Origin of the sequence: Rhodococcus sp. TAF43 (genome assembly GCF_052113525.1) — a bacterium.
In the GTDB taxonomy this organism is placed as follows: Bacteria; Actinomycetota; Actinomycetes; order Mycobacteriales; family Mycobacteriaceae; genus Prescottella.
In genome coordinates, this window is sequence record NZ_JBFRDL010000081.1 from 1 (window position 1) to 13,859 (window position 13,859).

Here is a 13,859-nt window from a genome sequence, read left to right on the forward strand (position 1 = left end):
GGATCACCCACAACAGCTATCACCGACCCCACAACAGCTATCACCGACCCGGCGCCGGTGCCGGTCGCCCCGCGAGGTAACGCTCCAGGAGCGCCTTGACCACGGGACCGGACGTCGCCGATCCGAATCCACCGCCACGAACCAGCGCCGTGACAACGATTTCGGGGGACTCGAAGGGCACCACCGCGGAGAACCAGGCGTTGAGACCGCCTGGCGCCGACGGATCCTCCGCCGTGCCGGTCTTGGCGCCGGCCGTCACCGGCAGCGTGGCGAGCTGTCCGGCCGTGCCTGCGGAGGCGGATGCCCGCATCCCCGCGCGGACGGGACCGAGCTTGTCGGCGAAGGGAAGCCGCTGCGGCTCCCCCGTCGGAATCGGTGCCCCGTCGCCGGTCGCATCGGCGGCGGCGAGCTGCGGGGTGACGATCGCTCCGGTCGCGATGCCGGACGTCCACCGCGCCACCTGGATCGGGGTTGCGATCACCGTGCCCTGCCCGATACCCATCAACAGCGTCGAGCCGGGATACCAGGTGCCACCGATGTCGCCGACGTTCTCCGGTGTGCCCAGGAACCCCGCGGACTCGCCGGGCAGGTCGATCCCGGATCGGCTGCCCACTCCGAGTTCGGAGGCGGTCTTCGCCATCCGCTCGGGACCGAGGAGCTCGCCGAGCTTGTAGAAGTACACGTTGTCCGACCACTGGATCGCGCCCAACAGTTTGTTGGGCCCCATCGGCTGCCAGTTCGCGAACGTGTGCCCGCCGTAGCTGTAGGCGGCGCCGGTCTCGATCACCTGCTCCGGGTCCAGAACCTGATCCTCCTGGTTCGCCGACGCCACGACGATCTTGAAGGTCGAGCCGGGCGGCGCGGCGGTCTGGTAGGCGTGGTTGAGCATCCGTCCGGGCCCGGCGCCCTCGGTCTGGGCGGCCAGCGCGACGGCGTCGACGGGGGGACCGTAGACATTGTTGTCGTACCCGGGCACGCTGGCGAGCGCGAGCACCCCACCGGTGCGCGCGTCCATCACCACCGCCGCGCCGAGGTCGCCTCCGCTGCTGCGGACCGCCTGGGCCAGTGCATCCGTCGCCAGGGTCTGCAGCCCGATGTCCAGATGGAGGCGCAGGTCGTGGCCCGGTACCGGATCCACGCGCTCGGCGGGTCCGACCAGGTTTCCGGCGGGATCGACGTAGACGCACTGCCTGCCGTCGGTGCCGCGGAGCAGCGCGTCGTACTGCTTCTCGAGACCCGCTCGGCCGACCCTCGACCCGAGTGCGAGCTGCGGCCAACGTTCCATGTCCTGCGGATCACCGACGCCGACGTAGCCGAGGACGGAGGCGAGTGTGGTGCCGTACGGATAGTGCCGCTTCCCGGAGGGGACGACGAGCACGCCGGGCAGCTTCGCATCGATGATCCGACGCGCCTGATCGGGCGGAACCTGGCCGACGACGGCCTGCATCTCCCCTTCGCCGCCGTCCGCCAGGGTTGTCGCCAGCTCGGTGTCGGGCTCACCCAGCAGCCCGGCAAGCAAGCTGCGCTCCCCGGAGTCGTCCTCGTCGAACATACGACTGACCACCGAGATGGAGTACTCGGGAACGTTGGTCGCCAGCGGCACACCGTTCCGGTCCAGGATCTCGCCCCGTTCGGCGGGCAGACGGATGCAGCGGGTCATCTGGGTATCGCTCAACGCGCGCAATTCCGGACCGCGGTCGCTCTGCAACTGCCAGGCGAACACCGACATCGCCACGAGGAGCGCGGTGACCGCGAGGGAACCCGCCGTGACGCCCCGCGGCCGGCGCCGACGGGTGGACGGCTGCGACCACAGCGGCCGGCCGACACCGTCGCGGCGCACCGCGAGCACGAGCCCGATCGCGACGAATCCGACGACCGCGACGGTGCCGCCGTAGCTGAACATCGGGAGCGGCATGCCGGTCTGGGGCAGCACCGACAGACTCGCCCCGATGGACAGCACCGCGTGGATCCCGAACAGCCCGCCGACGCCCGCCGCCACGAGTGCGGCTTCCCGGGTCCGGGCGCGGCGCGCGGCGAGCGCGGCACGCCACGTGATCACCAGGCTGGCCGCGATGACGGCGATACCGGCGAACAGCCCCCACCCGTACACGACGCTCGCGAACGCGAGGTCGTGCTCGGCTTCGGGAAGGTAGGCCGCTCGCAGGTCGTAGATGGGGTCGCGCGCCAGGCCCCACAGACCACCGCTGCCGATCGCGATGTCGGCCTGCATCGACGCCCAACCCGACCCGCTCGGATCGGCATCGCTCGAGATGAACGTCTGGATCCGTTCGAGCTGGTACGGGCGGAGGAAGAGCACGGCGATGGGCAGCGCGGCGATCCCCAGCGCGAACAACGGCATCAGCGGCGCCGCCGGCACCCTTGCCAGGACCAGCATCAACAGCGCGATCGCGACGAGCACCACGGCACTCGACAGGTCGGGTTGCAACGCGACGAGTGCCACGACGGCACCCGCGATCGCCAACGCCGCCGTCAACCGGCCGAACGTGTAGCCGCCGGCCAGGATGGTTGCCGACACCACGACCAGACCGAGCTTGGCGATCTCGGACGGCTGAACGGTGAACAGGCCGAAGTCCAGCCATCGCTGAGCGCCCTTGACCGCGACGCCGACGAGCGGCACGGCCGCCAGCATCACGACCGAGACCCCGAGGGTCACCCATCCGAACCGGGCCAGATTGTTCACCCGCATGCGCGAGACGACCCACATCAACCCGAGTCCGATCACGGTGAACAACGCATGGCGGATCGCCTGCGACGTGAACCCGATCGAGACCAGGTTGAGCAGGCCGAGGACCGCGAGGACGACCGCCGCCGCAACGATCCAGGGGTCGGACTCGCGATCGTGTCCCCGCACCCGGCCGCCGTCGCCGCTCATCGGCAGACCGCGTTCTCGGCGGGCACGTACAGCGGCTCCGACGCGGCGACCGCCGGCGCGCTCGTGACCGCGGCGATGCCCAGGGCGGAAGCGTCCGGCAGCGTGGTCCGGCTCAGACCGTAGACACCGTCCCGCCCCGGCTCGGCCGGGATGGTGACGTCCCCGCCCTCGCGCACCTCACCGGTGCACCGGTCGTAAACGTTCAGCTTCCAGGTGACCGCACCGACCGTCGACGGATCGAGACCGACGTCCACCCGTACCGCGCACGGCTTGCCGGGGCTGCACGACCCGTCGGCGAAACTTGCTGTGACCCTGGTTATCTGACCAGCGGCGGGCGGAGCACCCATGTCGACGAGCGCCGGCGCGACACCGCCTCCCGCGGCCGGGTCCGCCGGCGCGGGCGGCGGCGGCGACACCGGCTCGATGCGGTTCTGCGCGGACGAGGTGTTCACCGGATGGACCAAGGCGTCCCAGCCCCGGCTCAACTGGTCCCAGGCGCGCGGAGCCGCCGCGGCCGACCCGGCGAGAACGACGAGGGCAAGCACGACGTACAGGCCCTGACGACGGGAAGGCCGACGCCGACGACTGTGCCAGGGGCTTCGGACCGGCGGATACCAACCGGTACTCGTCACGAGCGATCCGGCCGGCACGGACGGACCGTCCGGTACATCGGTCGAAGCTTCCCGATCGTCCACTGCCCGACTTCCCGGCCGCGACCGTCCCGTCGTCGCCCGGACGAGTTCGCCGATCTGACGCCTCCGCCGGGACTCGCCGACCGGGTCGAGCTCGGGATCGATCACCCGACGAACCCGGCGAATCAGTCCTTCCGGATCCGTTGCACCCGAAACGGATTCGGACAGAAGGTCACCGAAACCCGACCCCCGGCAATTGGTCGCGATACTCCGGATCAGGCCGACGATCGCGTCGTCCACTTCGATGCGGGACGTGACGCCGTCGATCGTGAGCCGTCCACCGTCGGACACCATGACGGCGTCGTCTTGCAATGTCACCGGGCGGCCCCGGCGCGTGCCCGCGAGTTCGACCTGCCCGACCAGGTCCGCGACCAGCTGCGCGGCCTGCGGGGGCGTCAGTCGCGCGACCGCGAGCAGTGTCGGCAAGGTGACGCCGGCACCGCTGACATCGAGACCGCCACCCGAGTCGTCGTCGATCGGTTCGGACGGTTCCGGTCGGGTCACGGCGGGCTTGCTACCGCTCGCGTGGACTCCCAAGGCTGCTTCGTTCATCGCGCATCCCCGAAACGATCTGCCTCCCGCAGGTGGCACCGGACCGGTGCGGGTGGGCGGTGGACTTGGCTGTGCTTCCTCGTGTCGAAATCCCTTGCGCCTGGCCGAATCTATTTAACTCCGATCCGGTCCGATGAGGGGAGGAATCACGAAGGCGGGGAGGCTCGCGCACGCCCCGGCACACACCATCCGAACGGACTCCCGTCACCGGTGCCCGCGGGCACCGACCGAGGGCGCCGTTTTGTCTGATTCGATCACTGCCCGGATCGTTTCGTAACGTAAGCAGCCGTGTCGATCGAAGTCCCTCCCCCGATTCCCACGCCGGCCCGCGCGTGGCCCGCGCTGGTGCGCGTGCCGCGGGTCGGACGACACTGGCCGGGGACGATGCGGGCGGCCGTGGCCGTCGCCCTGCCCGCTCTCGCCGGGATCGCGCTCGGCCACGACCTGGCGGCCGCGACGGCGACGCTCGGCGCCTTCGCGGTGGTGTACGGCGAGGGCCGGCCGTACCGGGTGCGGTGGCGGGCGGTCTCGGCGGCTGCGGGCGTGATGGTGGTCGCGGCCGCCCTCGGCGCGGTCGTCGGCAGCGCGGTCCACGATGCGGCCGCCTCGGGCGGGTCCGCACTGTGGCCGATGGCGCTGGTGCTCGCGATGTCGGTGTTCGTGGCCGTTGCCGCTTTCACGGTCGACGCGCTCCGGATCGGTGCACCGGGCGCGTTCCTCCCGCTGCTCGCCGTGGAGATCGCGTCGGCGTTGCCCGCGGCCGGTGTTCCCGTCGGCCACGTCGTCGCCTGGACCGCGGTCGGAGCGGCCACCGCGGTGCCCATCGCGATGTCGGGGTGCCTGCTGCGGCCGCGCACACCCGAACGCGCGGCGATCGCATCGGCGATCGCGGCGGTCGATGCCTTCGACCACGATCAGGGATCGGCGGCGCGGCGGCACGCAGCCGTCAAGGCCGTCCACGCGGCATGGCAGTGTCTGCACGACGCCGGCATCGCCGCCCGGGATCACCCCCACACCCGGGATCTGCTCGCAGCCCAGGACCGCTGCGTCTCGTTGTTGCACGGCAGCGCGGCGATTCTCGATGCCGACGCCGAGGATCTGTCGCGACGAGTCCCTGCCCCGCGCCCGACCATCCGATTCCGGCTCGGCCGGGCGGCACACCTGCGGGGCCGGTCGGCGCTCATCGTCGTGCGCCTGCTCGTCGCGTGTCCTGCGGCCGGGGCCCTCGCAATGGTTCTCGGTGTCGCCCGGCCGGATTGGGCGGTCATCACCGCCGCGATGATCCTGCACCAGGGCCCGGACCGAATCCTGGGTACCTATCGAGCCGTGCACCGCTTCGCGGGAACCGTGCTGGGCCTGGTGATCCTCGCCGCGCTGACCCCGATCGACCCGAACGGCGTGACGCTCGTGCTCGTGCTGGCCGCGTCGATGGCAGGAATCCAGGCGTACCTCGTCCGCAACTACGGACTGGCGATGGTGTTCATCACGATCCTCGCCCTGCTGCTCGGCGGGCTCGGGTCGCCGGACGACCTGACCGGAGTGACCCGCGACCGTCTGCTCGAGACGGTGATCGGCGTCGTCGTCGCCGTCGTCGTGCTGTGGACGGTGCTGCCGATGTCGTACCGCCGGATCCTCGACGACGCCGACGCCCGGGTCGCGGCCACGCTCGAACAGATCGACGCCGCACCCGACCCCGGCGAGGCACGCCAACTACGCCGCGGACTCGAGTTCGATCTGCACTCGGCGACGACCGCCGCGCTGGTGGCCGCTCACAACGATCCGGAGTGGACCGCGACCCGCTGGCCGCACCACCACTCGCTCAACGAGTCGGGCTATCGGATGCTCGCGCTGTCCGGGACCTGACGAACCACTCGTCGACCCCGGCAGCCCCGGTACGGCAGGTGGGCCCTACTGCGGGACGATCTCGAGGAGCAGCTTGCCGCGGACGTGTCCGGCGGCGGAGAGATCTTGCGCCGCGGCGATCTCGGCGTCGATCGCAGCCTGCTCCCAGTCACCGGTGTAGTCGATCGGGGTCGCACCGAAGACGGCCAGGTGCTCGTGGTTTCGCGGCGACGCGGTGCCGACTACCCGCGCCCCGCGGTTGCGGGCGAGTTGACCTGCCCCGCCGCGACTGTGGTCGCGATCGAATCCTCGGCAGTACCGAGCAATCGTGCGACGCTCGGGCGGATGGGGCGAGCGGTGTCGTGCACGGCTTCGAGCCAAACCGTGGCAATGGGATCGGGCGAGGCAGCAACGACACTGGGGCCGTGGAACCGACGGTTCCACGGCCCCAGTGTCGGAGTCGGTAGTTCTAGTCGACGTTTCCGGACGGCACGATCAGCACCGGGCAGTCGGCGGTGTGCAGCATCGCGCGGCTGGTGGAGCCGAGCAGCATGCCCTTGAAACCACCGCGACCACGGGTACCGACCACGATCAGCTGCGCCTGCTCGGCGTACTCGCTGAGCACGCGCACCGGACGGTCACGCGCGACGACGCGCTCGACGTCGACGTCCGGGTAGCGTTCCTGCCAGCCCGCGAGCCGCTCGGAGAGCACCACTTCCTCCCCGGTCTGGATGCTGCTCCAGTGCGGATCGTCGGGGGTGGCGCCGAGCGACGGCTGCACACTCACATCGCTCCACACGTTGACCGCGATCAACGCGGCATCGCGCATCGCGGCCTCCTCGAACGCAGCCGCGACGGCCGGCTTGCACGACTCCGAGCCGTCGACGCCGACGACGATCGGCCCCTCGGTGGGCGGGCGCCCGTCGAGGGTGCGGCCGCGGACGACCACGATGGGGCAGGCGGTGTGCGCGGCCACCGCGGCGGTCACGGAGCCGACGACCAGGCCGGTGATCTCGCCGTGCCCGTGCGAGCCGAGGACCACCATCCACGCCTGCTCCGACAGGTCGATCAGCATGGGCGCGGGCCGGCCCTCGAGCTGCTCGGTGGTGACCTCGATCGACGGCAGGTCCTCGACGGATTGCTTGGCGAGGACCTGTGCGCTGTCGAGGCGGGAGCGCGCGGTGTCGCGCAGCTCGTCCTGGAAGCTGCGGGCCAGGTACGGCTCGGAGTAGTAGAACGCGGGGATGTGCACGGCGGTCACGATGTGCAGGCGCCGCTGGTGCACCGAGGCGGCACGAGCCGCCCACACCACCGCGTTCGATGCCGCCTCGGATCCGTCGACGGCGACGACGATCGCTTCGGTTGCGCTCATTGGATTCAGCTTCTCCTTCACCCTTACGGACCGGTCGAGGACCATTGTCCCGGTTTCGATGGTCCGGCGTGTGGGTCTTCGGTCCCGTGCCGCGGGTGACGCGCAGCACGGCGCCCGGCGCAGACGCGAGAGCCCCGGATGTCCGAGAAGGACTCCGGGGCTCTCGCCGAGGTGTTTGCCGTCAGTCGACGATGGCGCGCAACTGCTCGATCAGCTTCACTCGCCCGGCGCGGTCCGCCGCCATCGGCGTCACGTTGAGGGTCGTCACGCCGGCCGCGGCGAAGGCGGCGACGCGCTCCTTGACGAAGCTCTCGGTCCCGATCAGGGAGACCGCCCGCACCAGCTCGTCGGGCACGGCCGCGGCGGCCTCTTCCTTCTTGCCGGCCAGATACAGGTCCTGGATCTTCTCGGCCTCTTCCTCGTAGCCATAGCGGCACGCGAGGTCGTTGTAGAAGTTCTTTCCCTTGGCGCCCATGCCGCCGATGTACAGCGCGAGATGAGGCTTGATCCACTGCAGCATCGGCTCGACGTCGTCGCCGATCGCCAGCGCGGGGCCCGCGTAGATCTGCAGGTCGCCCAGGCTCGGGTCACGCTTGGCCTTGCCCGCGGCGAGCGCCTCGCCCCACACCGACTCCGCCTTCTCCGGGTGGAAGAAGATCGGCTCCCAGCCCTCGGCGATCTCCGCCGTCATCGCGACGTTCTTCGGACCGAGGGAGGCGATGACGATCGGAATCCGCTCACGCACAGGATGATTGATCAGCTTGAGCGGCTTGCCGAGACCCGTGCCCTGATCGGCGGGGAGCGGGACCTGGTAGTACTTGCCCTGGTACTGGACCTTCTCGCGGCGCCACACCTGGCGGCAGATGTCGATCAGCTCGCGGGTGCGGCCGAGCGGGGCGTCGTACTTGACACCGTGGAAGCCCTCGATCACCTGCGGGCCCGACGCCCCGATGCCCATCACGAACCGGCCGTTCGAGACGTAGTCCAGACCGGCCGCCGTCATCGCCGTCAGGCTCGGGGTGCGGGTGTAGATCTGGAAGATGCCCGACGCCAGTTCGATCGTCGACGTCTTCGCGGCGAGGAAGCCGAGCTGACTGACGGCGTCGAACGAGTAGGCCTCGGGGACGAAGACGATGTCCAGCCCGGCCCGTTCCAGGTCGGCGACCTCGTCGACGGTCTCCGCGAAACCTCCGCTGTAGTTCAAGCCCATACCGATGCGCACTTCGGCGACCCCATTCCGCATTACCTGTGACGGACGTTACGACAAAGTGGACTCTACGACCGCTCGGGCCGAACCACCATCACCGGGCACTGCGCCTTCTGCACGAGCTCGTTGCTGGTCGACCCCAGCAGGAGGCCGCGGAAACCACCGCGACCGCGGCTGCCGACCACCACCAGCTGCGCCTTCTGCGACCACGCGAGCAGATGGGTGCGGGGGCCGTCGATGTAGAGCTCGCGCTGGACGTCCACGTCCGGGTACCGGTCGGACCATCCGGCGAGCCGCTCGGAGAGCACCTCCCGTTCGGCGTCCTCGAACGCGCGTGGATCGCGGATGGCACTGCGCCCGCCGGCGAGCGTCCCGTGTGGGGTGTCGCTCCAGGCGTGGATGGCAACGAGCGGAACCCCACGCTGCGCGGCCTCCTCGAACGCGACCCCGGTGGCACGCTCGCTGGTGGGACTGCCGTCGATGCCCACGACGACCGGACCCTCGTCGGGAACCTTGCCGTCACGCTCGTGGACGACGACCACCGGACACACACCGTGGCTCGCGGCGTTGACGGCGGTCGATCCGATGCCGCCGGCCGCGCCACTGCCGGACGCACCGAGGACCAGCGCGCGCGAGTCCTCGGACAGCGACACCAGCCAACGGGCGCCGCCCATCGTGGAGATCTCGGTGGAGATGTCGAGATCACCGGACACCTCCCGGGCCACCGCGGCGGCACGGCCGAGGATCTCCTTGCCCTCGTCCTCCATCCAGTCGTAGATGCCCGCGACGTCGAGGTACGGCGCCCCGTAGGTGTAGGGCGAGAAGTTGAGGGCATGGATGATCCGCAGCGACAGATCCCGTGCCGCGCACGTCCGCGCGGCCCACACCACTGCCGCCTCCGCGGCCGGCGACCCGTCCACGCCGACCACCACCGAGTTCGCGTCCCGTGCGATCGACGGCTCCTTGGTGCCCTTCTCCGTGCCCTGTGCGGTCATCCCGCTCACCCTCTTCCGTTAGCGACGAATCGGTGCGGCGTTCGCGTGCGGTCCGGCCCCGGACCGCACGTCGAGGTGCCGCTTCCGACGGTAGTCACTCGAACCGGTTTGCGCGGGGATGCTTCGGTCCCGAGTGGTTCGGGACCTAAGCCCCTACAGCCCGATGCCGAAGGTCGGGACTTCGGCCGGAGGCCCGCGACGTGGATCACATTTAATTGGAATCCAGGATTCCAATTTTCTATGGTCGAGTCATGCAACTGACGCAGTTCACCGACCTGGGCCTGCGGATCGTCATGCGACTGGCGGCCGAACAGCCCGCGTCCGACGCTCCCAGCACCCGCGYGGTGGCCGAGCAGCTCGCGGTGTCGTACACGCACGCGACGAAAGTGGTTGCACGGCTGAGCGAACTCGGCGTCGTCACCACCAGACGCGGACGCGGCGGCGGCCTGGCCATCACCGAACTCGGCCGGACCGCGTCGGTGGGCTGGCTGACGCGGCAACTCGAGGGCGACGGCGAGGTGGTCACGTGCGAGGGCGACAAGCCGTGCCCGCTGCGTCGCGGCTGCCGCCTGCGCTCGGCACTGCGCGATGCACAGGAAGCCTTCTACACCGCACTGGACGCCATGACGGTCCGCGACCTCACGCCGTCCGTCCCCGCAACCGTGCTGCCGACACCCGCCGTGCCGGCAGTGGTCGAACCGTAACTCCCCCGAACGACAGGAGAATCCGATGCTCTCGGAGGCCTCGAAGGAAACCGTCCGCGCCACGCTGCCCGCGGTGGGCGCCGCGATCGGCGACATCACGACGCTGTTCTACCGCAAGATGTTCGACGCACATCCCGAGCTCGAGCGCGATCTGTTCAATCGCGGCAACCAGCAGCAGGGCGAGCAGCCGAAGGCGCTCGCCGGGGCCATCGCCGCGTTCGCGACGCTGCAGCTCGACCCCGATCCGGCGCGGGTGGAGACGATCCTGTCCCGGATCGCGCACAAGCACGCATCGCTCGGCATCACCGCGGACCAGTACTGGATCGTGCACAAGCACCTGTTCGAGGCGATCGTCGAGGTCCTCGGCGAGGCCGTCACCCCGGACGTGGCCTCGGCATGGGACGAGGTCTACTGGCTCATGGCGAACACCCTCATCGCGATGGAGGCCGGGCTGTACGAGAAGGCGGGCGTCGAGGCCGGTGACGTGTGGCGTCGGGTCCGGGTGACCGGGCGGGCACACTAGTCCGCGGACACCGTGTCGTTCACGCTCGCCGCCGCCGACGGCGAGACGCTCCCGTCATTCGCGCCGGGACAGTACATCTCGGTCGCGGTACACCTGCCCGACGGCGCCCGTCAGATCCGGCAGTACAGCCTCGCGTGCGGGCCCGCCGACGACCAGTGGCGCATCACCGTCAAGCGGATCTCGGCCCAGGCACTGCCCGACGGCGCCCTCTCCCCGGCAGGCGAGGTGTCGAACTTCCTGTACGACAACGTCTTCGAGGGTGACGACCTGACTGTATCGCTGCCGTTCGGCGATCTGGTCCTGCCCGAGGACGATGCGCCGCTGCTGCTGGTCTCGGCCGGCATCGGCTGCACGCCGATGATCGGCATGCTCGACCACCTCGCGGCCACCGGCGACCGTCGCAGCATCTCCGTGCTGCACGCCGACCGCTCGGCGGCGCAGCACGCCCACCGCACGGAGCTGACCGAACTGGTCGATCGCCTGCCGTCCGGCGTGATGCACCGCTGGTACGAGGATCTGGGTGCGCGCGAGGCGTTCGCGGGGACCCGCGTGGGGCGCGCCGATCTGTCGGAGGTGACACTCGAGCCCGGCACCCGCGCATTCCTGTGCGGCCCGTTGCCGTTCATGCTGGCCATGAAGGAGTCGCTCATCGCACGGGACGTGCCGGCGGAGAACATCCACTACGAGGTGTTCGGCCCGGACAGCTGGGCGGGCGCGACCGCGTAGCCCGAGCGAGCGAACGGCGGCCGTCGGCGACATCACGTCGCCGACGGAGGGTGGCGAGTCCGTGACACGCGATCTACTCTCCGATCTCGACGGCCTGCGCAAGGCGGTCGGATTCCGGGTCCCAGACTCGGGGCTCGTGTGCGTCGCCTCGATCGGCTCGTCCGCATGGGACCGACTCTTCGACGGCCCTCGCCCCGCCGAACTGCACGAGTTCGTCGAACTCGACGGCGCCCGGCACCGCGCCCCCGCAACGCCGGGCGATCTGCTGTTCCACATCCGCGCGGTGTCGATGGACCTGTGCTTCGAACTGGCGTCGAAGATCGTCGGACGCCTGCGCGGCGGCGCGACCGTCGTGGACGAGACGCACGGCTTCCGCTACTTCGAGCAACGCGACCTGCTCGGCTTCGTCGACGGCACCGAGAACCCCGAGGACATCGAGGCGGCACAGGCGGCTCTCGTCGGCGACGCGGACCCCGACTTCGTCGGCGGGAGTTACGTGATCGTGCAGAAGTACCTGCACGACATGGATTCCTGGAACGCGATCTCCACCGAGGAGCAGGAGCGGGTCATCGGCCGCACCAAGCTCGACGACATCGAATTCGACGACGACGTGAAGCCGTCCAATTCCCATGTCGCACTGAACACGATCACCGACGAGAACGGCGACGAACGGCAGATCCTGCGGGTCAACATGCCGTTCGGCAGCCTCGGCGACGCCGAGTTCGGCACCTATTTCATCGGCTACGCCGCCACCCCGTCGGTGACCGAGGAGATGCTCCGGAACATGTTCATCGGCAAGCCCGAGGGCAACACCGACCGTATCCTCGACTTCTCCACCGCCGTCACCGGCGGCCTGTTCTTCTCCCCCACCGTCGAGTTCCTCGGCGACCTCCCGCCGGCGCCGGGCATCCGGCAGGCCGACGACGGCACGAGCCCGTCCCCCGCCGCCGACGGATCACTCGGAATTGGCAGTCTGAGAAGGAGTTCCACAATATGAACAATCTCTATCGCGGTCTCGCCCCCATCACCGACGCCGCGTGGGCGTCCATCGAGGAGGAGGCGACCCGAACCTTCAAGCGGCACATCGCGGGACGCACGGTCGTCGACGTCTCGGGTCCGCACGGCACCGACTTCTCCGCGGTCGGCCTCGGCCGCACCACGACCATCGAGGCTCCGGGCTCCGGCGTGCTGGCCCGCCAGCGCCGCGTCGCGCCGCTGGTGGAGCTGCGGGTGCCGTTCACGCTGTCCCGCGAGGAGATCGACAACGTCGAGCGCGGCGCGCAGGACTCCGACTGGGACGCCGTGAAGGAGGCCGCGAAGAAGATCGCGTTCGCCGAGGACCGCGCCATCTTCGAGGGCTACGCCGCCGCCGGCATCGAGGGCATCCGGGCGAGCTCGTCGAATCCGCCGCTGCGACTGCCCGAGGACGTGCGGGACGTGCCCGAGGTGATCAGCCAGGCCCTGTCCGAGCTGCGCCTGGCCGGCGTCGACGGCCCGTACTCGGTGCTGCTGAGCGCCGAGGCTTACACGCAGGTGAGCGAGACGTCCGATCACGGCTACCCGATCCGGGAGCACATCAAGCGACTCATCGACGGGGACATCATCTGGGCGCCGGCGATCGACGGCGCGTTCGTGCTCACCTCCCGTGGTGGCGACTTCGATCTGCAGATCGGCCAGGACCTGTCGATCGGCTACCTGTCGCACGACTCCGAGACGGTCGATCTGTACTTCCAGGAGTCGCTGACGTTCCTCACGTACACCGGCGAGGCCTCGGTGGCGCTGTCGACCAGCTAGGTCGCCGCCGGAGTTGTTGATCACACGCACGGAATGAGGGGTTGACAGCAGGACGGGAGCGAAGGCTAACCTAATCATCGTTACCGAACGGTGACGTCGGGTCCCCGCACAACCGGGGTGTTAGGAGCAGCTTCGTGATCGACGACCTGATCGAACTCGCATATTCCCGGCACGTCGTGCGCGAGGCGCTCCCCTGCCCCGACGGCTGCGACGAGTACGTACTCGGGCGGGTGGACGCCGTGAACGCGTCGATCCGGCTGTGGGTGCGCCCGGACGGCCGCTTCTCCCGAGCGCAGGGCGACGAGGGGCAACTGAGCCTCGGCCAGGTGATGACCGCATGCGGCCTGTCCTACGCCGCCCGCAGGACCGCCGCCCCCGCCGCCTGACGCCGAACCCGAACCCGAACAACGAGAAGTCCCCGCCTGGTGCTCCTTGGGTTCACGCGGTCGTCGCAACACTCTCGATGTGAGGGGTTGCGGCGACCGTGTCGTTTTCGGAGGACTGTGCTCGGTTCGGTGATCGGTTGGTGGGTTTGGTTGATTCCGGTGTGTCGGTGAAG

10 protein-coding genes and 2 pseudogenes are annotated in these 13,859 nt (G+C 69.8%); 6 read left to right on the top strand and 6 right to left on the bottom strand.

Going from position 1 to position 13,859, the window contains the following annotated elements:
- Window positions 1-40 precede the first annotated feature (40 nt).
- Entirely contained in the window at window positions 41-2,893 is a 2,853-nt protein-coding gene (locus tag AB4Z09_RS27815) for an FtsW/RodA/SpoVE family cell cycle protein (protein ID WP_174908689.1), read from the bottom strand.
- On the bottom strand, window positions 2,890-4,137 hold the full coding sequence (locus AB4Z09_RS27820; RefSeq protein ID WP_174908688.1) for a hypothetical protein: 1,248 nt from the start codon (window positions 4,135-4,137) through the stop codon (window positions 2,890-2,892). Before AB4Z09_RS27820 ends, AB4Z09_RS27815 begins: the two co-directional genes overlap by 4 nt.
- Window positions 4,138-4,521: 384 nt before the next feature.
- On the opposite strand from AB4Z09_RS27820, the gene AB4Z09_RS27825 reads away from it, so the two are divergent.
- On the top strand, window positions 4,522-6,000 hold the full coding sequence (locus AB4Z09_RS27825) for an FUSC family protein (RefSeq protein ID WP_442241250.1): 1,479 nt from the start codon (window positions 4,522-4,524) through the stop codon (window positions 5,998-6,000).
- 156 nt (window positions 6,001-6,156) lie between these two features.
- On the opposite strand, the pseudogene AB4Z09_RS27830 reads toward AB4Z09_RS27825, so the two are convergent.
- The 4 genes and pseudogenes from AB4Z09_RS27830 to AB4Z09_RS27845 all read right to left on the bottom strand — a co-directional run.
- Window positions 6,157-6,258, bottom strand: a pseudogene (locus AB4Z09_RS27830) (NADP-dependent oxidoreductase); the annotation flags it as partial.
- A gap of 190 nt (window positions 6,259-6,448) precedes the next feature.
- Window positions 6,449-7,351, bottom strand: a complete 903-nt coding sequence (locus AB4Z09_RS27835; RefSeq protein WP_114718522.1) for a universal stress protein — start codon at window positions 7,349-7,351, stop codon at window positions 6,449-6,451.
- A gap of 181 nt (window positions 7,352-7,532) precedes the next feature.
- Entirely contained in the window at window positions 7,533-8,573 is a 1,041-nt protein-coding gene (locus tag AB4Z09_RS27840; protein WP_174908682.1) for an LLM class F420-dependent oxidoreductase, read from the bottom strand.
- Window positions 8,574-8,626: 53 nt separating this feature from the next.
- Window positions 8,627-9,553 carry a universal stress protein gene (locus AB4Z09_RS27845; RefSeq protein WP_114718126.1) on the bottom strand — a complete coding sequence of 309 codons (927 nt, stop codon included), beginning with the start codon at window positions 9,551-9,553 and terminating at the stop codon, window positions 8,627-8,629.
- Between the two features lie 251 nt (window positions 9,554-9,804).
- Here AB4Z09_RS27845 and AB4Z09_RS27850 point away from each other — a divergent pair, with 251 nt between their 5' ends.
- The 5 genes and pseudogenes from AB4Z09_RS27850 to AB4Z09_RS27870 all read left to right on the top strand — a co-directional run bounded on the left by AB4Z09_RS27850 (window position 9,805) and on the right by AB4Z09_RS27870 (window position 13,686).
- The gene (locus tag AB4Z09_RS27850; protein ID WP_442241248.1) at window positions 9,805-10,257 is read left to right on the top strand and encodes an RrF2 family transcriptional regulator; all 453 of its coding nucleotides are present in this window, start codon (window positions 9,805-9,807) and stop codon (window positions 10,255-10,257) included.
- A 25-nt stretch (window positions 10,258-10,282) separates the two neighbouring features.
- Window positions 10,283-11,506: pseudogene (locus tag AB4Z09_RS27855) on the top strand (globin domain-containing protein).
- 31 nt (window positions 11,507-11,537) lie between these two features.
- Window positions 11,538-12,503: a Dyp-type peroxidase gene (locus AB4Z09_RS27860; protein ID WP_442241251.1), complete on the top strand. Its 966-nt coding sequence runs from the start codon at window positions 11,538-11,540 to the stop codon at window positions 12,501-12,503.
- Window positions 12,500-13,300 (top strand): family 1 encapsulin nanocompartment shell protein, encoded by an 801-nt coding sequence (locus tag AB4Z09_RS27865; protein ID WP_174908676.1) that lies wholly within the window; start codon window positions 12,500-12,502, stop codon window positions 13,298-13,300. The genes AB4Z09_RS27860 and AB4Z09_RS27865 overlap by 4 nt, the downstream gene beginning before the upstream one ends.
- A 134-nt stretch (window positions 13,301-13,434) precedes the next feature.
- Window positions 13,435-13,686, top strand: a complete 252-nt coding sequence (locus AB4Z09_RS27870) for a hypothetical protein (protein WP_442241249.1) — start codon at window positions 13,435-13,437, stop codon at window positions 13,684-13,686.
- Window positions 13,687-13,859: the final 173 nt, after the last annotated feature.